This is a genomic window from Bradyrhizobium sp. USDA 326, assembly GCF_049739485.1.
Taxonomy (GTDB): domain Bacteria; phylum Pseudomonadota; class Alphaproteobacteria; order Rhizobiales; family Xanthobacteraceae; genus Bradyrhizobium.
Genome location: NZ_JBMGQA010000001.1, coordinates 3,162,348 through 3,183,305, shown reverse-complemented (window position 1 = coordinate 3,183,305; position 20,958 = coordinate 3,162,348). Strand labels below are relative to the sequence as shown.

Annotated in this window: 20 protein-coding genes and 1 pseudogene; 6 read left to right on the top strand and 15 right to left on the bottom strand. The window is 64.4% G+C overall.

Features of this window, described 5'->3' with window-relative positions:
- Positions 1 to 105: 105 nt before the first annotated feature.
- From ABIG06_RS15120 to coxB, 8 genes are all read right to left on the bottom strand, one after another.
- Entirely contained in the window at positions 106 to 858 is a 753-nt protein-coding gene (locus tag ABIG06_RS15120; protein ID WP_370137620.1) for an SURF1 family protein, read from the bottom strand.
- Positions 855 to 1,256, bottom strand: coding sequence for a DUF983 domain-containing protein (locus ABIG06_RS15115; RefSeq protein WP_124161273.1), 402 nt, complete (start codon positions 1,254 to 1,256; stop codon positions 855 to 857). The genes ABIG06_RS15120 and ABIG06_RS15115 overlap by 4 nt, the downstream gene beginning before the upstream one ends.
- 96 nt (positions 1,257 to 1,352) lie before the next feature.
- On the bottom strand, positions 1,353 to 2,249 hold the full coding sequence (locus tag ABIG06_RS15110; protein ID WP_124161272.1) for a cytochrome c oxidase subunit 3: 897 nt from the start codon (positions 2,247 to 2,249) through the stop codon (positions 1,353 to 1,355).
- A gap of 77 nt (positions 2,250 to 2,326) precedes the next feature.
- On the bottom strand, positions 2,327 to 2,986 hold the full coding sequence (locus tag ABIG06_RS15105; RefSeq protein ID WP_370137617.1) for a cytochrome c oxidase assembly protein: 660 nt from the start codon (positions 2,984 to 2,986) through the stop codon (positions 2,327 to 2,329).
- A gap of 5 nt (positions 2,987 to 2,991) precedes the next feature.
- On the bottom strand, positions 2,992 to 3,156 hold the full coding sequence (locus ABIG06_RS15100) for a CoxF protein (protein WP_124161270.1): 165 nt from the start codon (positions 3,154 to 3,156) through the stop codon (positions 2,992 to 2,994).
- A gap of 7 nt (positions 3,157 to 3,163) precedes the next feature.
- Positions 3,164 to 4,108: a heme o synthase gene (locus tag ABIG06_RS15095; RefSeq protein ID WP_124161269.1), complete on the bottom strand. Its 945-nt coding sequence runs from the start codon at positions 4,106 to 4,108 to the stop codon at positions 3,164 to 3,166.
- Positions 4,109 to 4,170: 62 nt separating this feature from the next.
- Positions 4,171 to 5,796: a cytochrome c oxidase subunit I gene (gene ctaD / locus ABIG06_RS15090; RefSeq protein ID WP_124161268.1), complete on the bottom strand. Its 1,626-nt coding sequence runs from the start codon at positions 5,794 to 5,796 to the stop codon at positions 4,171 to 4,173.
- An 87-nt stretch (positions 5,797 to 5,883) separates the two neighbouring features.
- A complete protein-coding gene (coxB, locus tag ABIG06_RS15085; RefSeq protein ID WP_124161267.1) occupies positions 5,884 to 6,738 on the bottom strand; it encodes a cytochrome c oxidase subunit II in 855 nt (284 codons plus the stop codon).
- 460 nt (positions 6,739 to 7,198) lie between these two features.
- Between coxB and ABIG06_RS15080 the strand changes: the two genes are divergently transcribed.
- From ABIG06_RS15080 to ABIG06_RS15065, 4 genes are all read left to right on the top strand, one after another.
- Complete coding sequence (locus tag ABIG06_RS15080) at positions 7,199 to 7,732, top strand: invasion associated locus B family protein (RefSeq protein WP_124161266.1); 534 nt, start codon at positions 7,199 to 7,201, stop codon at positions 7,730 to 7,732.
- Positions 7,733 to 7,850: 118 nt separating this feature from the next.
- Complete coding sequence (tldD, locus tag ABIG06_RS15075) at positions 7,851 to 9,278, top strand: metalloprotease TldD (RefSeq protein WP_124161265.1); 1,428 nt, start codon at positions 7,851 to 7,853, stop codon at positions 9,276 to 9,278.
- Positions 9,275 to 10,051, top strand: coding sequence for a signal peptidase I (gene lepB, locus ABIG06_RS15070; protein ID WP_370137615.1), 777 nt, complete (start codon positions 9,275 to 9,277; stop codon positions 10,049 to 10,051). Before tldD ends, lepB begins: the two co-directional genes overlap by 4 nt.
- A 41-nt stretch (positions 10,052 to 10,092) precedes the next feature.
- Complete coding sequence (locus ABIG06_RS15065; RefSeq protein WP_370140859.1) at positions 10,093 to 10,659, top strand: nucleotidyltransferase family protein; 567 nt, start codon at positions 10,093 to 10,095, stop codon at positions 10,657 to 10,659.
- Positions 10,660 to 10,800: 141 nt separating this feature from the next.
- Here the strand turns inward: ABIG06_RS15065 and ABIG06_RS15060 are convergent, their stop codons facing one another.
- The 3 genes from ABIG06_RS15060 to ABIG06_RS15050 all read right to left on the bottom strand — a co-directional run bounded on the left by ABIG06_RS15060 (position 10,801) and on the right by ABIG06_RS15050 (position 13,498).
- Positions 10,801 to 11,367 (bottom strand): PAN domain-containing protein, encoded by a 567-nt coding sequence (locus ABIG06_RS15060; RefSeq protein WP_124161392.1) that lies wholly within the window; start codon positions 11,365 to 11,367, stop codon positions 10,801 to 10,803.
- A 165-nt stretch (positions 11,368 to 11,532) separates the two neighbouring features.
- On the bottom strand, positions 11,533 to 12,903 hold the full coding sequence (locus ABIG06_RS15055) for a glutamate--cysteine ligase (RefSeq protein ID WP_370137612.1): 1,371 nt from the start codon (positions 12,901 to 12,903) through the stop codon (positions 11,533 to 11,535).
- 100 nt (positions 12,904 to 13,003) lie between these two features.
- The gene (locus tag ABIG06_RS15050; protein ID WP_370137611.1) at positions 13,004 to 13,498 is read right to left on the bottom strand and encodes a MarR family winged helix-turn-helix transcriptional regulator; all 495 of its coding nucleotides are present in this window, start codon (positions 13,496 to 13,498) and stop codon (positions 13,004 to 13,006) included.
- A 141-nt stretch (positions 13,499 to 13,639) separates the two neighbouring features.
- On the opposite strand from ABIG06_RS15050, the pseudogene ABIG06_RS15045 reads away from it, so the two are divergent.
- A pseudogene (locus ABIG06_RS15045) lies at positions 13,640 to 13,942 on the top strand (glutathione S-transferase N-terminal domain-containing protein); the annotation flags it as partial.
- A gap of 233 nt (positions 13,943 to 14,175) precedes the next feature.
- On the top strand, positions 14,176 to 14,484 hold the full coding sequence (locus tag ABIG06_RS15040) for a hypothetical protein (RefSeq protein WP_124161261.1): 309 nt from the start codon (positions 14,176 to 14,178) through the stop codon (positions 14,482 to 14,484).
- Between the two features lie 599 nt (positions 14,485 to 15,083).
- On the opposite strand, the gene ABIG06_RS15035 is transcribed toward ABIG06_RS15040, so the two are convergent.
- The 4 genes from ABIG06_RS15035 to ABIG06_RS15020 are packed head-to-tail and all read right to left on the bottom strand — an operon-like array spanning position 15,084 to position 20,794.
- The gene (locus ABIG06_RS15035) at positions 15,084 to 17,297 is read right to left on the bottom strand and encodes an FAD-dependent oxidoreductase (RefSeq protein WP_370137608.1); all 2,214 of its coding nucleotides are present in this window, start codon (positions 17,295 to 17,297) and stop codon (positions 15,084 to 15,086) included.
- 18 nt (positions 17,298 to 17,315) lie between these two features.
- Entirely contained in the window at positions 17,316 to 18,524 is a 1,209-nt protein-coding gene (locus tag ABIG06_RS15030) for an acetyl-CoA C-acetyltransferase (protein WP_124161259.1), read from the bottom strand.
- A gap of 53 nt (positions 18,525 to 18,577) precedes the next feature.
- Positions 18,578 to 20,368 carry an acyl-CoA dehydrogenase C-terminal domain-containing protein gene (locus ABIG06_RS15025; RefSeq protein ID WP_370137606.1) on the bottom strand — a complete coding sequence of 597 codons (1,791 nt, stop codon included), beginning with the start codon at positions 20,366 to 20,368 and terminating at the stop codon, positions 18,578 to 18,580.
- A 39-nt stretch (positions 20,369 to 20,407) separates the two neighbouring features.
- Complete coding sequence (locus ABIG06_RS15020; RefSeq protein WP_370137605.1) at positions 20,408 to 20,794, bottom strand: nuclear transport factor 2 family protein; 387 nt, start codon at positions 20,792 to 20,794, stop codon at positions 20,408 to 20,410.
- Positions 20,795 to 20,958: the final 164 nt, after the last annotated feature.

Below are 20,958 nucleotides of genomic sequence, written 5' to 3'. Positions count from 1 at the left end.
TGTCTGCCGCGGAAAGTACCAGCGGCTTAGGACCACATTCGTGAATACGCGCTGAATAATAAACTCCGGGCGATACCGGGTTCCCTCGAGATAATCCGGATAGGCTCAGCTCTGCCGCCGGCCTCTTGCCCACACGGCGAAGGCGATCAGAACGGCGCCTGCAAGCGTGAACCAGGTTATGGCATATTGCAGGTGGTCGTCCTTCAGATTCACGTCGAGCGGCCCCGGACGCGGAATGCCATTCGCAGGCGAAGGATGTTCGAGATCGAGATAGAAGGGCGCGACCGCGCCCCAGCCGAGCGCACTTGCGATTCCCAGATGATCGCGCACGAACCAGAGCCGCTTGTCGCGATTCTCCGCCGGCGTCAGCCAGCCTGGCGCCTCGGGAAAGCGCAGATAGCCGGTGAGCGCCACCGGCTGGCCCGTGACGAGCTTCTTCACGGCGCGATCCTCGACACCGCGATCCTGCATCGTGTTCTCGACGAAGCCCGCATCGATCACGACCGTCTCGCCCGTGGGCAGTCGCGCCGGCAGGAACGCCCAGGTGCCCGGGCCAGAAGCGTCCTTGCGCACCGCAGAGCCGGAGGAATACACCATCGCATCCGGCAGGGCTGCGTAGGTGGCGGTGAAGCTGACGCGGCGGAATTCATCGCGAGCAGGATTCAGCGCGGTCCACGCCGCCGGCGGCGGCAGTGCGACGGGCGCCGCCGCAAGCCGCTCGGTGAGCGCTGCTATCAGCTCGTGCTTGGCGGTCCGGCGCTGCAGCTGCCAGACACCGAGCGCGACGAATGCGGCCGTCAGGAACAGCGTGAACAGCGCGAAGCCGCCCACGCGGGCCTTGCGTCCAGGCTCGTTCATTTCTCGCGATCGATCAACCGCCCCGGCGCCGCCTTGTGATGGAACTGCAGCGCGATCAGCAGCGACTTCATCGCACGCAGCGGCAGCAGCGTGGTGGCGAGGATCAGCGGCAGCCAGAGCGCCGCATGCAGCCAGAACGGCGGCTGGTACTTGACCTCGACAACGAGCGCGCAGCCGACCACGATGGCGCCGGCGAGCATGATGATGAAGATCGCCGGACCGTCGCCGGTATCGATGAAGGCGTAGTCGAGGCCGCAACGGTCGCACGCCGGCGCGAGCGTCAGGAAGCCCGCATAAAGCTTGCCCTGGCCGCAACGCGGGCATTTGCAGGCAAGCCCGCGCATCGCGCTTTGCAGGACGGTGGTTTCGGACTGGGCTGTGCCGGCGGTGTCGTTCATGATGGCGGACTCTATCACAGTTTCCGCCGAACGTTCGGCGGCCGGCAAGCAAAAGGGCGGCCCTGCGGCCGCCCTTTCTGATCGGTTCGATGCAACTTAGTGCGCGGCGTGGGCCATGGTCTCGGCGCCGCGTCCCCATACGTAAATGCAGAGGAACAGGAACAGCCAGACCACGTCGACGAAGTGCCAGTACCAGGCGGCAAATTCGAAGCCGAGATGCTGCTTCGGCGTGAAATGGCCGGCATAGGCGCGGAACAGGCAGACCAGCAGGAAGATGGTGCCGACCAGCACGTGGAAGCCGTGGAAGCCGGTCGCCATGAAGAACGTCGCGCCGTAGACATTGCCGGCGAAGGAGAACGCCGCGTGGCTGTACTCATAGGCCTGCACGCAAGTGAACGCCGCACCGAGCACGACGGTGAGGATCAGGCCGTATTTCAGGCCCTGGCGGTCGTTCTCGAGCAGCGCATGGTGCGCCCAGGTCACGGTGGTGCCGGAGGTGAGCAGGATCAGCGTGTTCAGGAGCGGCAGATGCCAGGGATCGAACGTCTCGATGCCCTTCGGCGGCCAGGTGCCGGGGACCGAGCAGGCGCCGGGCTGGGTGCCGAGGCCGCAGCCGAACACCGCATCGCGGGTGGCATGGACAGCATCGGCCGGAAACAGCGCGGCATTGAAATAGGCCCAGAACCAGGCGACGAAGAACATCACCTCGGAGGCGATGAACAGGATCATGCCGTAACGGTGATGCAGCTGCACGACACGGGTGTGGTCGCCCTTGTACTGAGCTTCCTTGATCACGTCGGCCCACCAGCTCGCCATGGTGTAGAGCACACCCACGGTGCCGACGCCGAACACGATCGGCGCGGCAGAGAACATGTGGTGCATCCAGGCGATCGCGCCGACCGCCATGATGAAGGCCGAGAGCGAGCCGACGGCCGGCCAGGGAGAGGGATCGACCAGGTGATAGTCGTGATGCTTGGTGTGCGCCGTAGCCATTCCGTCTCTCTCCTCAATCCCGTGCCTGTCAGGCACTTATCCCCTTGTTTCCAACCGTCTGAGCGTGAGCCCGGCGGTCAGAGATTTCCCTTGCGTTTGTCATCCTCGCTAGCGGCGAGCGGCTTCACCACCGGATCGCGCACCGGATAGAACGTGTAGGACAGCGTGATCGTGCTCAGCCTGTCATTCTCGTGGTCGTCGACGATCGACGGATCGACGTAGAACACGACCGGCATCTCGCGCTTCTCGCCGGGCGCCATGGTCTGCTCGGTGAAGCAGAAGCAGTTGATCTTCTGGAAATAGGAGCCGACCGTCAGCGGCGCGACGTTGTAGGCGGCCTGGCCCGCAGTGGTGCGCGCGGCCTGATTGGTCACGGTGTAGAAGACGGTCACGACCTGGCCGATATTGACCTCGATCTCGCTCTGCTCAGGCTCGAACTTCCAGGGCAGGCCGGCCGCGACGTTGGAATCGAAGCGCACCGAGATCTTCCGCGCGATCGGGCCACTGGCCGGCGCAGAGGTCGCGACCTGCGTCGTGCCGTTGAATCCGGTGGCGCGGCAGAACCAGTTGTAGAACGGCACCGCTGCGTAGGAAGCACCGACCATCAGCGCGACCACACCGCCGCAGATCGAGGCGACCAGCGCGTCGCGGCCAAGGCCACTGAAACCAAGGCCACCGAGACGGCTCTTGGCGGCCGTCCGGCTCTGATCCCGCGATATGGTCGGCTCGTGATCCATGTTTCCTACATCGGCCGCACTAGTACCGCCGGTCCCTTGACCATGGTGACGGCGAAGAACAGCAGCACGAGCACGCCGAGCGCGAGCGCGATTGCGATCGAACGCTGACGGCGGCTCTTCTGCTGCGCCTCGGTGAGGACGATTCCATCTGGCTCGGGTTTGTCAGCCATTCCTGCCTCATGCGCCCCCAACCATCGGAGCAAGCGCCCGGTACACGACCTCGGCCAGCAGGGTCGCGAACAGCGCGAACAGATACAGGATCGAGAAGGCAAACAGCTTGCGGGTCGCGCGCAGCGACTGGCTGCGTTCGCGGCGCATATAGACGTTGATCGCGAGCACCAGCATGCCGGCGCCGAGGATCAGCGAGACGATGCCGTAGACGGCATCGAAATAGCCGAGCGCCCAGGGCGCCGCGGCGACCGCGATCAACACGATGGTGTAGAGCAGGATCTGGAGACGGGTCGCGTCGGGCCCGGCGACGTTGGGCAGCATCGGAACGCCTGCGCGCGCGTAGTCGTCGGAGCGGAACAGCGCCAGCGCCCAGAAATGCGGCGGGGTCCAGAAGAAGATGATGGCGAACAGCAGCAGCGGCTCGACGTCGACCGTGCCCGTCACCGCAGCCCAGGCCACCACCGGCGGCAGCGCGCCGGCGGCGCCGCCGATCACGATGTTCTGCGCGGTCCAGCGCTTGAGGCACATCGTATAGATCACGACGTAGAAGAAGATGGTGAAGGCAAGCAGCGCGCCGGCGATCCAGTTGACGAGGATGCCGAGTGTCATCACCGAAAAGAAGGCGAGCGTCATGCCGAACGCCATGGCTTCGGGACGGGTGATGCGGCCGCGCGGGAGCGGCCGGTTCGCCGTGCGCGACATCTTGGAGTCGATATCGCCTTCGAGCGCCATGTTGAGCGCTCCGGAGGCGCCGGCACCGACCGCGATGCAGAGCAGCGAGGTGATCGCCAGCACGGGGTGGAAATGCCCGGGCGCCATCGCCATCCCGACCAGCGCGGTAAAGATGACCAGCGACATCACCCGGGGCTTGAGCAGCGCGAGATAGTCGCCAACCTCCGCTTCGGAGATGCGGGGATTGATGTCGATGGCGTTCTGGTCGAGGACGGACACTTAGATCTACTCGCTTCGTTATAGCGCCGCGGCGCCCGTCACGGGCGCCGCGGAAGATTTGCTTACTGCACGCGGGGCAGCACTTCGAACTGGTGGAAGGGCGGCGGCGAGGACAGCGTCCACTCCAGCGTGGTCGCGCCGGCACCCCAGGGGTTGTTGCCGGCCGGCACCTTGCGGGCGAAGGCGTCGATCACGCAGTAGAGGAAGATCAGCACGCCGAAGCCGGAGATGTAGGAGCCGATCGAAGAGACCAAGTTCCAGCCGGCGAAGGCATCGGGATAGTCGACGTAGCGGCGCGGCATGCCCGACAGGCCGAGGAAGTGCTGCGGGAAAAACACCATGTTGACGCCGATGAAGGTGACCCAGAAGTGCGCCTTGGCCAAAGCCTCGTTGTACATGTAGCCCGACATCTTCGGGAACCAGTAGTACCAGCCGGCGAAGATCGCGAACACCGCACCGAGCGACAGCACGTAGTGGAAGTGCGCGACGACGTAGTAGGTATCCTGCAGCACGCGATCGACACCCGCGTTCGCCAGCACGACACCGGTGACGCCGCCGATCGTGAACAGGAAGATGAAGCCCACTGCCCAGATCATCGGGGCGCGGAATTCGATCGAGCCGCCCCACATGGTGGCGATCCAGGAGAAGATCTTCACGCCGGTCGGAACCGCGATGACCATCGTGGCCGCGACGAAGTAGGCCTGCGTCGCCGAGGACATGCCGACCGTGTACATGTGGTGCGCCCACACCACGAAGCCGATACCGCCGATCGCGACCATGGCGTAGGCCATGCCGAGATAGCCGAACACGGGCTTGCGCGAGAAGGTCGAGACGATCTGGCTGATCATGCCAAAGCCGGGCAGGATCAGGATGTACACCTCGGGGTGACCGAAGAACCAGAACAGATGCTGGAACAGCACGGGGTCGCCGCCGCCGTCGGGGGCGAAGAACGTCGTGCCGAAATTGCGGTCGGTGAGCAGCATGGTGATCGCACCGGCGAGCACCGGCAACGACAACAACAGCAGGAACACCGTCACCAGGATCGACCATACGAACAGCGGCATCTTGTGCAGGGTCATGCCCGGCGCGCGCATGTTGAAGATGGTGGTGATGAAGTTGATGGCGCCGAGGATCGACGAGGCGCCCGCCAGATGCAGTGACAGGATCGCGAAGTCGACGGCCGGGCCCGGATGGCCGGAGCTCGACAGCGGCGCGTACATGGTCCAGCCGGCGCCGACGCCGTTGGCCCCCGGCTCGCCCTCGACGAAGGTCGACATCAGGAGCAGCGCGAAGGACGCCGGGAGCAGCCAGAACGAGATGTTGTTCATGCGCGGGAACGCCATGTCGGGTGCGCCGATCATCAACGGCACGAACCAGTTGCCGAAGCCGCCGATCATCGCTGGCATGACCATGAAGAAGATCATGATCAGGCCGTGGGAGGTCACGAACACATTGTAGGTGTGCGTCTCGTGGAAGATCTGCACGCCGGGGTACATCAGCTCAGCACGAATCGCGATCGACATCGCGGCACCGATGATGCCGGCGATGACCGCGAAGATGAGGTACATCGTGCCGATGTCCTTGTGGTTGGTCGAGTAGACGTAGCGGCGCCATCCGGTCGGATGGGCGTGCTCGTCATGTCCGTGGTCTTGGGCGTGATCGCCGTGTGCCGCTGCGCTCGTTGCCATTTTCAAATCCTGCCTTGCGTCCCGTTCGGACCTTGGGAGGTCCCGCCCCTTTTTTCGCTTTCAGTCCCTCAAGCCGTCACCCGACGCTCACTGCGTCGGGCCGGCCGCGGAGGCGTAGGTGCTGGTGCCGCCGCTCGCAAATTTCTTCTTCGCCGTCTCGACCCAGGAGGCGAACTCCTGGTCGTTCACCACGCGCACGGCGATCGGCATGAAAGCGTGATCCTTGCCGCACAGTTCCGAGCACTGACCGTAGTACACGCCCGTCTTGGTGGCCTTGAACCAGGTCTCGTTCAGGCGGCCCGGAATGGCGTCGATCTTGATGCCGAAAGCCGGCACGGCGAAGGCGTGGATGACGTCGGCGCCGGTGGTCTGGACGCGAATCACCTTGTTGACCGGCACCACCATCTCGTTGTCGACGCCGAGCAGGCGGGGCTGCTTGTCCTGTGCCATCAGCGAGTCGAACTCGAACTTGCCGTTGTCGGGATAGGCATAGGACCAGTACCACTGCTTGCCGGTCGCCTTGATGGTCAGATCCGCCTTCGGCACGTCGAGCTCCAGGAACAGAAGCCGGAACGACGGCACCGAGATGCCGACCAGGATCAGCACCGGCACGAGTGTCCAGGCCACCTCGATCAGCGTGTTGTGCGTGGTCCGCGACGGCACCGGATTGGCCTTCGCGTTGAACTTGATGACCACGATCACGAGCAGCGCCAGGACGAAAAGCGTGATCAGGGTGATCAGCACGAACAGGAAATTGTGGAACCAGATGATGTTGTCCATCACCGGGGAACCGGACTGCTGAAGCGTCCACTCCCACGCCGCCGGTTGCCCGAGCTCGGCGAATGCCGCACCACCCGTCGCCAGCGTGATGCCAGCCGCCGCCAAGGCGATGGTGGCCAATCCCAGCAATTGCCGGCCCACCCGACCCATCGACATCCTCATGCCGTTCGCGCTCCCCTTACGAAATCACCCCAAGTGCATTCCCCTGCTTCCGGGAAACGCTTATTCGATCCGCCAGTCCGACAAACCGCCACGCAAGAATACCTCTAAGAGGAATTGGGGCCAGATCGCTAGAACGCGAAATCAAGCCTCTCAAACCATAATTCTTGATCTATCGCAATGCAGTCTTGAGCCCGGTCTGTCAGCCATCACCGGCAAGATATTTCCTAGAAACATCAAACAAAAATACCGTTTCCCGGGATGCCGCGGCTTGACAGCGGAATTGCCCGCGGTAGGCACTGGCGGATGGCCGCGCAGGAGCCTGATTCGCGCGGGCGGCGGCGGCGCGAGGCGGCGTGGAATTTGCTTGGGAATCGCCTTCAAGACGCCGTCATTCCCGTATCACTCCGCCAGATCAGTCCGCCAAGCGCGAGCGACCCAGGCGAGCAGAGGGACAGACCCGATGGGGCTTTCGAGATCGATGGCAAAGCCGGCTAACGGCCTCCCGGCGCTGGCCGCCCTGCTGGCTGCAATCATCCTTCTCGCACTCCCCGGCCTCGCCCATGCGCAGGGCGCGGTCCGCTCCGTCCATGGCGACTGGCAGATTCGCTGCGACACCCCGCCCGGCGCCCAGACCGAGCAATGTGCCCTGATCCAGAGCGTGGTGGCGGAAGACCGCTCCAACGCCGGCCTGACCGTGATCGTGCTCAAGACCGCCGACCAAAAGAGCCGCTTGATGCGCGTGGTCGCCCCGCTCGGGGTCCTCCTGCCCTCCGGCCTGGGCCTCAAGCTCGACAACCAGGACGTCGGCCGCGCCGGTTTCGTCAGATGCCTGCCCAACGGCTGCGTGGCGGAAGTGGTGATGGACGACAAGCTGCTCGGCCAGCTCCGCAGCGCAAAGACCGCGACCTTCATCATCTTCGAGACCCCCGAGGAAGGCATTGGCTTCCCGCTCAGCCTGAACGGGCTCGGCGAGGGCTACGACAAGCTGCCGTAGCGTCGGATGGCGCGCCGGTGAGCGATCCTATTGTTTCCGTAATGTGAGGCTTGGCGCCTCGCGGAACCGGTCCGAAACCATTATCTTGCCTCACAGCCCCCCGATAATGGACGGACGCATGACCAACCCTGCAACAACCTCCCTGCTCGACCGTGCCAATCTCGACCGCGACCAGGTTCGCAACGAGGTCGCGCGCGGGCTTTCGGGCGCCGACGACGGTGAATTGTTTCTGGAGTACAGCCAGACCGAAGCGCTGATGTTCGACAATGGGCGGCTGAAGCAGGCGACCTACGACACGTCGCAGGGTTTCGGCTTGCGCGCCGTCAAGGACGACGCGGTCGGCTACGCCCATTCCTCCGACGTGTCGCTGCCGGCGCTGATTCGCGCGGCGGACGCGGTCGCAGCCGTGCGCGGCGGCTATTCGGGCAGCTTCGCGGCGCCGCCCCCGCACACCAATGTGCGGCTCTATGGCGATGACAATCCGCTTGATGCGCCCGGTTTCGAGACCAAGGTCAAGCTGCTCGCCGAGATCGACGCTTACCTGCGCGACAAGGATCCGCGGGTGCGGCAGGTCAGCGTGAGTCTCGGTGCGACCTGGCAGGTGGTCGAGATCCTGCGGCCCGACGGCGAGAGCTATCGCGACATCCGTCCGCTGGTACGCGTCAACATTTCCGTCGTGGCCGGCCAAGGCGACCGCCAGGAGAGCGGCAGCAAGGGCTATGGCGGCCGTGCGGGCTATGCCGAATTCATCGAGAGCAGGAACTGGCGCGAGGCCGCCGACGGTGCGCTGCGCGAAGCGCTCGTCAACCTGGAATCGATCCCCGCCCCCGCCGGCGAGATGGACGTCGTGCTCGGCGCCGGCTGGCCCGGCGTGATGCTGCATGAAGCGGTCGGCCATGGCCTGGAGGGCGACTTCAACCGCAAGAAGACGTCCGCATTTGCCGGCCTGATGGGCCAGCAGGTCGCGGCCAAGGGCGTCACCGTGGTCGATGACGGCACCATCGCCTCGCGGCGCGGCTCGCTGTCGATCGACGACGAGGGCACGCCGACCAACCGCACCGTGCTGATCGAGGACGGCATCCTCGTCGGCTACATGCAGGATCGCCAGAACGCGCGGCTCATGAACATGAAGCCGACCGGCAACGGCCGTCGCCAGGGTTATGCCCATGTGCCGATGCCGCGCATGACCAACACCTACATGCTCGCGGGCGACCGCGATCCGGCCGAGATCCTCGCCTCGGTCAAGAACGGCGTTTTCGCTGCGAATTTCGGCGGCGGCCAGGTCGACATCACCTCGGGCAAGTACGTGTTCCAGTGCACCGAGGCCTACAAGATCGAGAATGGCAAGCTAGGAGCGCCGCTGAAGGGCGCCATGCTGATCGGCAACGGGCCGACCGACCTGCATCGCATCCGTATGGTCGGCAACGACCTTGCGCTCGATACCGGCATCGGGACCTGCGGCAAGAACGGTCAGGGCGTGCCGGTCGGTGTCGGCCAGCCGTCGCTGCTGATGGAACGCATCACGGTGGGTGGAACGGGCGCATGAGCGTTGAGAAAGCAACTGTCACTCCGAAGCGGAAAAGCAGCGGCTGGAGCGGGCAACTCGTGCAGCTCGCCGGCATCGTGGCCGCGGTCTTCATCGCCAAGGGCGCGCTCGCCGAGCCGTTCTACGTGCCGTCGGGCTCGATGGAGCCGACGCTGTTGATCGGCGACGCGCTGCTCGCCTCGAAATTTCCCTATGGCTACGGCACCTCGTCGCTGCCTATTCAGATCAGCCTGCCCGAGAGCAGCCGGGTCTTCGCGGAGACGCCGAAGCTCGGTGACGTCGTCGTATTCCGCTGGCCCGGCGACCGCTCGCAGGCCTGGGTCAAACGCGTCGTGGGGCTGCCCGGCGACCGCATCCAGATGCGGCAGGGCCAGCTCTTCATCAACGACCGTCCGGCCGAGCTGAAGCCCGACGGCGTCGGCGCCGCCGAGGACGACCATGGCGGCAGCGAGCCCGCCTATCGCTATGTCGAGACACTGCCGAACGGCGTCTCGCATCTGATCTTCAAGATGCGCGAGAACGGCCCGCTCGACAACACGCCCGAAGTGACGGTGCCGGCCGGGCATCTCTTCGTGCTCGGAGACAACCGCGACAATTCCGCCGACAGCCGCGTGCCGCTGCGCGCCGGCGGCGTCGGCCTGTTGCCGATCGACAACCTGATCGGCCGTGCCGATGCCGTGCTCGGCTCCTGGGATCTCGGCATGCGCGGCCAGCCGGTGTGGACCTGGCTGTCCGGGTTCAGGCTGGCACGGTTCTTCACCGCGGTGCATTGACCTGCATCTTTCCTGCCAGCGGGAGAGCGGGAGCAGCAGCGATGAACCGCGACGAATTCGTCGCTTCTGTTCTGCAGAATCACATCAACGCCGCGATCATCGACGAACTCCAACGTCTCGCGCTGTCTGACGCGTGGCTGGTCGCCGGCTGCCTGGCGCAGACGGCGTGGAACGTGCTCACGGGCCGCCCGGTCGGTCATGGCATAGCCGATTACGACGTGTTCTATTTCGATCCCGACACCTCGTGGGAAGCGGAAGACTCGGTCATCCGCAGGCTGCAAGCGGGGCTCGCGCATCTCGGCGCCAGGATCGAGATCCGCAACCAGGCGCGCGTGCATTTGTGGTATCCCGACAAACACGGCCTGCCCTATCCACCGTTGACCCGCGCGACGGACGGCATCGACCGCTTCCTGACGAAGAATACGCAGCTGGGTATCCGGCGCGCCGGCGGGGACTTCGCGGTCTATGCGCCGCACGGGTTCGACGACATCGCGAAGTTGATCGTGCGGCCGAACAGGGCGCCGAATTTTTGCGCAGCCAATTACGAGGCGAAGGCCGCGCGATGGAAGGCGCTGTGGCCGGAGCTCACGGTGATGGCGGCGGAGTGAGCTCGTGTCCCGACAAGGCGCGCCGCGAAGCGGCGCGGCGCAGAGCCGGGAGCCATCGTGCAAGGATTGCTGGGTCGTAATGGGCCCCGGTTCAGCAGCGCATCACTTTGTACTGCGCTCGCCCGGGCACAAGTACGAGCATCACCGCACCACGCCCGACGTGAATCCCGCCTTGCGGCGCGGCGGCTTGATTTCCTTTTTCAGGTAGCAGCGCGCCTCGCGTCCGGTGTACCCGGGACGGGCATAGGTGAAGGCGCGGCACTTGTTATCGGCGGTGCACGCGGCCTTGCAGGTCTCCACGCTCTCCCCGTCCTTCAGGTCGAAATTGCGCAAGTCCCCGCCAGGGCGGTCGATCGACGTCTCGACGCCCTCGACGCGCGGCTCGATCACGCCGGCGCCGCGCACCCCGGAGATGCAGCAACTTCCCGGCACGCGCGGCGGCACGGTGTTCTTCAGCCAGCAGACCGCCGAGCCGCCTTCGACGTCGGGATAGCTGAAGCTCCAGGAGCGGCAGCGGCGATCACGCTCGCACAGCAGCGCGCAATCCTCGGGATCTCCCGACGTGACCGGCGTGCTGAAGTAATCGCCGCCGGGCCGATCGAACGCCGTCTGGGCAGGCGCCGGCACGCTCGCAAATGCAAGCCAAAGCAGCGTTACACATGCCGCGACGCTGGCCATGACGGCCCCGGACAGGCGGCCCTTTCCCATCAAAACAGCTTTCGAGTTATTGACGACGCTCAGGTTTTTCCGGCCGGCCATTTGATCGCCGCAAACCTGTATGGGCGATGAACGGCTCAAATCCGATCGTTGGCCTAAAGCATGATCCGGAAAAGTGTGAAGCGGTTTTCCGAGAAGATCATGCGCAAACAAGCTCTAGAACGCGTACTCCGCATAGACCGGTTCCACCGAGCCCTTCCAGGGACCGTTGAACTTCTCCAGCATCTCCTCCGCCGGCGTCCGGCCGGAATCGATAATGCGATCGAGCGGCTCGAGGTGCCGGGTCTCGTCGCGGCCAAGCTGGTCGATCCGGCCGCGCCGGCGCAGGCCCGCATGGGCCAGAACGAGGCACTCCTTGGCGATCTCGAACAGATAGCGGTCCTTGATCCGCGACTTGAAGCCGAAGCGCGGCACGTCATCGCGCAAGGCCTGACGCTCATGCGCGGTCCAGTGCTTCACCATGTCCCAGGCGGCGTCGAGCGAAACGTCGTCGTAGAGCAGCCCGACCCAGAACGCCGGCAGCGCCGGTAAACGGCCCCACGGACCGCCGTCGGAGCCGCGCATTTCGAGATAGCGCTTGAGCCGCACTTCCGGGAAGATCGTCGAGAGATGGTTGGCCCAGTCCGACAGCGTCGGACGCTCGCCGGGAAGATTGTTGTTGCGGCCGTCGAAGAACGCGCGGAATGAGGAGCCCGACACGTCGATGTACTCCTCGCCGCGCTTGACGAAATACATGGGCACGTCGAGCGCGTAGTCGACATAGCGCTCGAATCCCATACCGTCCTCGAACGCCCAAGGCATCATGCCGGAACGGGCATTGTCGGTGTCGCGCCAGATCTCGGACCGGAAGGAGAGGAAGCCATTCGGCTTGCCCTCGGTAAACGGCGAGTTGGCGAACAGCGCAGTCGCGACCGGCTGGAGCGCAAGCGAAACGCGCAGCTTCTTGACCATGTCGGCTTCGGAGGAGAAGTCGAGATTCGTCTGAACCGTGCAGGTCCGATACATCATGTCGAGGCCATACTGACCGACCTTCGGCATGTAATTGGTCATGATCTTGTAGCGGCCCTTGGGCATCACCGGAATATCGGCGCGCGACCAGGACGGCGTCATGCCGAGCCCGAGAAAGCCGATGCCGAGCGGCGTTGCGATCTCGCGCACCTGTGCCAGATGCGCCATCAACTCGCTCTGGGTCTGGTGCACATTCTCGACCGGCGCGCCGGACAGCTCGAACTGTCCGCCAGGCTCGAGCGAGATCGCGCCGCCACCGGTGACGTCGTAGAGGCCGATGATGTTGCCCTTCTCCATGATCGGCTCCCAGCCGAGCAGGAGCTTCATGCCTTCGAGCAGCGCGCCGATACCGCGTGCACCTTCGTACGGCACCGGACGGTGGCCTTCGAGCGTGAACGGCGTCTTCTCGTGCTCCGTGCCCATGCGGAATTCGGACGGATCCTTGCAGCCCGCCTCGAACCACGCGACGAGTTCGTCGCGCGATTGCAGCGGTGTCATATCGATCTGGTCTCGCGCCATATCAAACTCTAATCAAAAGGCGCTTCGACCGAACGCGCGCGGGTGACAGGGATGGCCCGCGAACCCACCGGTTGCACGGACGAACGGGTTTGCCGCGCGATCATCGCGACGGCATGCTTTCGTTGACGGCGGCGGGCGGCAGTTTCATCTCGCCGCACGAGCAGCCAAGGCGATCGAGCAGATTGCTGAGCTTGACGGCATCGGCATCGGACAGTTTCGAACCGACATATTTCTCGATCGCGGCCGAATAGGCGCCCCACATCCGCTTCTGCAACTCGCGGCCGGCTTCCGTGATCTCGACGAACTGGCCGCGCTTATCGATCTTGCATTCGCGCCGCAAGGCGAGGCCCTCGTCGACCAGGCGGTCGATCAGCCGCGAGGTAGAATATTGAGGAATCAACATCTGCCGCTCGAGCTCGACCGGCCGCAGCTCGCCCGAGGGCGCCCGCGACAATTCGAGCAGCGCGTCATACCAGGCCAGCGGTGGGAAGCCGGCCTTCTTCAGGTCCTGCTCGACGCAATCGAGCACGCGGCTCTGCACCCGCATCAGGCGGATCCAGGCGGCTGTTGCCTCGGTCGATGGTCTGCGTTTCATGGTTCCGCTCAAGCTCGTCGCCCGTCTCTTACTCCATTCGATGCACCTGCATCAATATTGACTATTTCAAGCAGGTGCATGTAGTTGCCCTTTCGGCCGAACCAAGCATCCGGTGGATGAAATTCCGGGAAACCGCACGATCTGACCGGTGCCTGCTCGCTGTCCCACATCGCCCTCCTGCAAGCCGGCCTGCCCTGCGAGTTGGTCGCGGTCGAATCGGCGCCAAGAAGCTCGAAACGGTTGGGGATTATCTAATGCTGAACCCTAGGGCCAGGTCCCTGCGCTGGGCCTCGACAGCGGTGAGATCGTGACCGAAGGCCCGGTGATTGTCCAGATGACCGCCCTCAGGCCTCAGCCGAGGCGCTGGCCCGCGACAATTCCGAGCAGCACGAGCTGAATTTCCTCACCTCCGAGGAGCGCGAGAGCTTCCGTCCGCTGTTCGCAGAAAACGATCGGCGAGGCGACGAAGAAACCGGATCGATCCAACTTCTTTGCCTGCACCATTCGCAGAATCCGAAGATCCGAGATGCACTGACGTCAATTTTACGAGCATTGTCAGGGTTAACGATAACTCTGCGTCGTGCACTCCGCGGCCGTCACAATCCTTGTGAGAGTATTCCACTTGGCTCAGCTTCAGCTAGGGAACACGACGCAGACCACTGGACCGGAAAGCTATTGTGACGGCTGTACTCCTTCTCCTGCTCGCGAGCGCAATCACTGGCTTGGCGACAGGGCTAATCTTCCGAGTCTGGACTCTGTTGCTGGTCTCGCCGGCCACCGCGATCCTTGCCGCCACGGTCCTTCAGACCTCAGGCTTTGGATTTTGGGCGGGCATTCCAATCGTCGTCGGCTGCCTGATTGCCGGCCAGCTCGCCTATTTGGCAGCGACGTTCTACCTGCACAGCGGGGAGCTCTCAATGCAGGACGACATCGACGGCGTGCCAGGCAAGCACGGCCATCCCGACATCAAGAACGAGAACGAGTAGGACGAGGCCGACCCAAGAGGGAATTTTCCTGCGACGCCGGAGGAACCCGCGGCGCGGCCACGACCGACCCAGCAGCAATAGGGGGGCGTATCTTACCGCAACGCCGGCTGCGCTGTCTTGAGACACCTTGGAGATCATTGCGGGACACCTTCAATGCCAAATGGGCCATCCGGTGGATCATCAGCAAGAGCGGTGCCGGTCGGATCGCGGCTGCGACGGGAAGCGTGACACGGAAACGCGTCAACATTGCGAACCATGTGATCGGCGACGTCGAAGGAACATCTCCAGGAGACAGTCGCCTCATTAACCTGATCGTTATGGCGACCGCCGGCGCGCGCTCGCGATGCTTGGTTAGCCGACGCCGGTCACGCCGCAGCGCGATTGCACCTTCATGATCCACCACAGATCATCTCGGCCGTAGTCGAGAGCAAGGAAGGACAGGTAGTCCTGCCGAAACGAAGGCGCTGGAAAGCCGGCCCTCGCTGGCGAAACGGTATCGGGCCGCGCATTCTCGCCGTTCGGAGACGAAAGATAAAAAGGCCGGATCAATGATCCGGCCTTTGCTGTTCTTGGATGTGTAGCCCGGTTTACAGGCAATCCTAGGCCGCCGCCTTCTTCGGCGCGAAGCGTCCGTAGAAGGTCTCGCCCTTCGCAGCCATCTCCTCGAGCAGCTTCGGCGGGGTGAAGCGCGAGCCGTATTTCGTCTCCAGCTTGTGGCAGAGCTCGACGAACTTCTTCGTGCCCATGAAGTCGATGTAGGACAGCGTGCCGCCGGTGAACGGCGCAAAGCCGAAGCCGAGGATCGAGCCGACATCGGCTTCGCGCGGATCGGTGATGACGTGATCCTCGACGGTGCGCGCGGCTTCCACCGCCTGCACCACCAGGAAGCGCTGCTTCAGCTCCTCGATATCGAGCGTGTCGGGGTCGAGCTGCTTCGGCTGCAGCGCGGAGAGCCCCGGCCACAGGCTCTTCTGGCCCTTGCCCTTCTCGGGATAGTCATAGAAGCCCTTGCTGTTCTTGCGGCCGAGCCGCCCCTGCTTCTCGACCATCTCCACCATCAGCTTCTTCTGCTCGGGGTTGATCGCGTTGGGGCCGAGATCGGCCTCGGTCGCCTTCATGATCTTCAGGCCGAGGTCGAGCGCGACCTCGTCCGAGAGCGAGAGCGGGCCGACCGGCATGCCCGCCATCTTGGCGCAGTTCTCGATCATTGCCGGCGGCACGCCCTCCAGGAACATCTCGTTGCCCTCGGCGACGTAGCGGCCGACGCAGCGATTGGCGAAGAACCCTCTGGAGTCGTTGACCACGATTGGCGTCTTGCCGATCTGGCGGACGTAGTCGAGCGCGGTCGCGAGCGCGACATCGCCGGTGTTCTTGCCGAGGATGATTTCGACCAGCATCATCTTCTCGACCGGCGAGAAGAAGTGGATGCCGATGAACTTGCCCTGGTCCTTGAAGCTCTCTGCCAGCGAGGTGATCGGCAGCGTCGAGGTGTTCGACGCGAAGATCACGTCCGGCTTCAGATATTCCTGCGCCTTGGCAAAGGTGTCCGCCTTGACCTTGCGGTCCTCGAACACGGCCTCGATGACGAGGTCGACGTCCTTCAGCGCGGCATAGTCCGCGGTCGGCGTGATGCGCGCGAGCAGGGCTTCGGCATCGGTGGGCTTGGCGCGGCCCTTTTTGATCTGCTCCTCGATCACCTTCTGCGCATGCGCCTTCCCCTTGTCGGCGCTCTCCTGGTCGCGGTCGATCAGCACGACGTCGAGGCCGGCGCGGGCCGAGACGTAGCCGACACTCGCGCCCATGAAGCCGGCGCCGATCACGGCGATCTTCTTCACCTTGGTCGGGGCTACGTCCTTCGGGCGGCGCGCCCCCTTGTTGAGTTCCTGCATCGACAGGAACAGGCTGCGGATCATCGCGGCCGCTTCCTTCGAGCGCAGCACCGAGGTGAAATAGCGCGACTCCACGCGCAGCGCGGCGTCGATCGGCAGCTGCAGGCCCTCATAGACGCAGCTCATGATCGCGCGGGCGGCGGGATAGTTGTCGTAGGTCTCGCGGCGGTAGATGGCGTTGCCGGCCGGGAACATCATCATGCCGGCCTTGGAGAACACTGGACCGCCCGGAAGCTTGAAGCCCTTCTCGTCCCAGGGCGCGACGGCCTTGCCGCCGCCCTTGATCCAGTCCTTGGCGGCCTTGACGAGGTCAGCGGCAGGAACGACGGCATGGATCAGGTTCAGCGCCTTGGCCTTCTCGACCGTAACAGGATCGCCCTTGAGCAGGATCGTCATCGCATCCTGCGGCGGCACCAGACGCGGCACGCGCTGCGTGCCGCCGGCGCCCGGGAACAGGCCGACCTTGACCTCGGGCAGGCCGAGCCGCGTCTTGGGATTCTCCGCCGCGACACGATAGTGGCAGCACAGCGTGATCTCGAAACCGCCGCCGAGCGCGAGCCCGTTGATCGCGGCCGCCCACGGCTTGCCCGATGTCTCGATCGAGCGCAGCACCTGCGAGAAGCGACGGCTCTGGTCGAACAGCATCTGGTTCGCGGCGGTCTCTCCCTGTTCCTTGAAGACCTTCGCATAGGCCTGGTTCATGCCTTCAAGCATCGACAGATCGGCGCCGGCGCAGAAGGCCTCCTTGGCGGAGGTGATGACGACGCCCTTGACCGCGGCGTCCGCCGTGGTCGCCTTGACGATCGCCTCGAGCTCGTCGGTCGAGGTCTCGTCGAGCACGTTCATCGAACGGCCCGGGATGTCCCAGGTGACGAGCGCGATACCGTCGGAATCGGTCTCAACCTTGAAGTTCTTGTACGACATGTTGGTTGCTCCCTGACTTTAGACGCGCTCGATGATGGTCGCGGTGCCCATGCCGCCGCCGATGCACAGCGTGACGAGGGCGGTGGACTTGTTGGTGCGCTCGAGCTCGTCGAGCACGGTGCCGAGGATCATCGCGCCGGTAGCACCGAGCGGATGGCCGAGCGCGATGGCGCCGCCATTGACGTTGATCTTGGCATTGTCGATGTCGAAAGCCTGGATGTAGCGCAGCACGACCGAGGCGAAAGCCTCGTTGAGCTCGAACAGGTCGATGTCCGACTTCTTCATGCCCGAGCGCGCGAACAGCTTTTCGGTGACGTCGACCGGACCGGTCAGCATCATCGCCGGCTCGGAGCCGATGTTGGCAAACGCACGGATTTTCGCGCGCGGCTTCAGGCCGTACTTCGCGCCCGCTTCCTTGCTGCCGAGCAGCACGGCGCCGGCGCCGTCGACGATGCCTGACGAATTGCCGGCGTGGTGCACGTAATTGACGCGCTCGATCTCGGGGTGCGACTGGATCGCGACGCCGTCGAAGCCGCCCATCTGTGCCATCATCGTGAACGAGGGCTGCAGCTGCGCCAGCGACTGCATCGTGGTCGAGGGACGCATGTGCTCGTCCTTGGCGAGGATGGTGAGGCCGTTGATGTCCTTCACCGGCACCACGGACTTGTCGAAGCGGCCCTCGTCCCAGGCCTTGCCCGCGCGCTGCTGGCTCTGCACCGCGTAGGCGTCGACGTCGTCGCGCGAGAAGCCGTATTTGGTCGCGATCAGATCGGCCGACACGCCCTGCGGCATGAAATAGGCCGGCACCGCGATCGAGGGGTCCACCGGCCAGGCGCCGCCGGAGGCGCCGATGCCGACACGGCTCATCGATTCGGCGCCGCCGCCGATCACCAATTCATGCTGGCCGCTCATGATCTGCGCGGCGGCAAAGTTCACGGCATCGAGGCCGGAAGCGCAGAAGCGGCTGATCTGCACGCCGGGCACGGCTTCGCCGAGGCCGGCCTTCAGCGCGGCGAAGCGCGCGATGTCGGAACCGGCTTCACCAACGGGATCGACCACGCCGAGCACGACGTCGTCGACGGAATCTTCCGGAAGGTTGTTGCGGTCCTTCAGCGCCTTCAGCGGTACGGTAGCCAGCGCGAGGGCAGTGACCTCGTGCAGCGCGCCGTCCGGCTTGCCGCGGCCGCGCGGGGTGCGAACGTGGTCGTAGATGAATGCCTCAGGCATGACGCCCTCCTGTGATGTTCAGATGCGTTGGGAGCAGGCGGCGGGAGCAGGCCTCAGAAGGCTTCCGCCGGCAATTCCATGATGGTGGCGCAGCCGGCCTGGATGCGCGCGAGATTGGCCGCAGTCTCCGGCAGCATCCGCTCCATGAAGAAGCGGCCGGTGACGAGCTTGGTCGAGAGATAGGGCGTCGCCCCGCTCTCGGCAATCTTGGCCTGCGTCACCTTGGCCATCTTCGCCCACATATAGCCGAGCGCGACGAAGCCGAAGAGATGCAGGTAGTCGGTTGCGGCAGCGCCCGCATTGTCCGGCTTCGCCATCGCATTCTGCATCAGCCAGGTCGTGGCCTGCTGGAGATGGCCGAGCGAGGTCGAGAGCGGCGTGATGAAGGGCTTGAGCGCCTCGTCGCCGCCGTTCTCCTTGGCGAAGGCCATGACCTCGCCGAAGAAAGCCATGATGGCGCGGCCACCGTCGCGCGGCAGCTTGCGGCCGACGAGGTCGAGCGCCTGGATGCCGTTGGCGCCTTCATAGATCATCGCGATGCGCGCATCGCGCACGAACTGCTCCATGCCCTGCTCGGCGATGTAGCCGTGGCCACCATACATCTGCTGCGCCTGCACCGCATTGGCGAAGCCGTAGTCTGTGAGGAAGCCCTTCAGCACTGGCGTCATCAGGCCCATGTGGTCGTCGGCGACCTGGCGGTCCTTGGGATCCTCGGAGCGGTGGGCGACGTCGCTCTTCAGCGCGGTCCAGATCACGAAGGCCCGCGCGGCCTCGTTGAAGGCGCGGATCGAGAGCAGCGTGCGGCGCACGTCGGGATGCACGATGATCGGATCGGCCGGCTTGTCCGGCGCCTTGGCGCCCGTCAGCGAACGACCCTGGATGCGCTCGCGGGCATAGGCGACCGCGTTCTGATAGGCCACCTCGGACTGCGCGAGCCCCTGCACGGCGACGCCGAGGCGGGCCTCGTTCATCATCACGAACATGCCCTGCATGCCCTTGTTCTCTTCGCCGATCAGCCAGCCGGTGGCGTTGTCGTAGTTCATCACGCAGGTCGAATTGCCGTGGATGCCCATCTTGTGTTCGATCGAGCCGCAGACGACGCCGTTGCGCTGCCCCACCGAACCATCGGCGTTGACGAGGAACTTCGGCACCACGAACAGCGACACGCCCTTGATGCCGGCGGGTGCGCCCTCGATGCGGGCGAGCACGAGATGGATGATGTTGTCGGCGAGATCGTGCTCGCCGGCCGAAATGAAGATCTTCGTGCCCGTGATCCTGAAGCTGCCGTCGGTCTGGCGCACCGCCTTGGTGCGGAGCATGCCGAGGTCAGTGCCGCAATGCGGCTCGGTGAGGTTCATGGTGCCGGTCCACTCGCCCGCCACCATCTTCGGCACATAGGTCTTCTTCTGCTCGGGCGTGCCGTGCACCAGCAGCGCCGCAGTCGCACCCATCGTCAGGCCGCCATACATCGAGAACGCCATGTTGGCGGAGATCTGGAATTCGTTGACCGCCTGGCTCAGCGTCACCGGCAGGCCCTGGCCGCCATATTCCGTCGGTGCCGACAGGCCGAGCCAGCCGCCCTCAGCGACCTGCTTGAAGGCCTCCTTGAAGCCCTTCGGTGTCGTGACGCTGCCGTCGTCAGCGCGCTTGCAGCCTTCGAGATCGCCGACGCGGTTGAGCGGCTGCAGCACCTCCTCAGCGAGCTTGGCGGCTTCGCCGAGAATGGCTTCGCGCACGTCGCTCGAGGCGTCGGAGAAGCCCGGCAGATTGTCGTAGCGGTCGATCTGGAAGACGTCGTTGAGCAGGAAGTTCACGTCTTCGACGGGGGCCTTGTAGATCGGCATGAGATTCTCCCGGCACGGCCTGAAGGGATGATGTTGGGCTTATGATTGGGCGGCAGCAAGCTGCTCCGCCATCAGGCGGTGCAGCATGTTGATCGCCTTGAGCGGACGCACCATCACCTTGAAATGGGTGATGCGTCCCTCGGGATCGAAGCTGATGATGTCGACGCCGTTGATCTCGATGCCGTCGATCATGGTCTTGAATTCGAGCACGGCGCCGTTGTCGCTGCGCCATTCGCCGACATAGGTGAAGCCCGGGCCGCCGAGCACCTTCTCGGCGCTGGCGAGGTATTTGAAGGTGATGTCGCGACCGCGCTGCGGCGTGTGAACGACGGGGCTTTCGAACACGGCATCGGGGTGCAGAAGATCCCAGAGCGCGGCGCGGTCATGGGACTTCATGTAGCCGTACCAGGAATCGAGGCCGGTCATTTCAGGTGCCTCCCTAGGCCAAGGGCAAAAAGTGCGAAAACAACCCCATGCACAGTAGCGATAAGGTTGATTCCGCTGGATTTTTTCAGTCGGGGGCTTTGACCCGTCTGCCACTGCCTCATATGCACATTGACGCATATGCGCCGATACGCATAAAGTCAAGC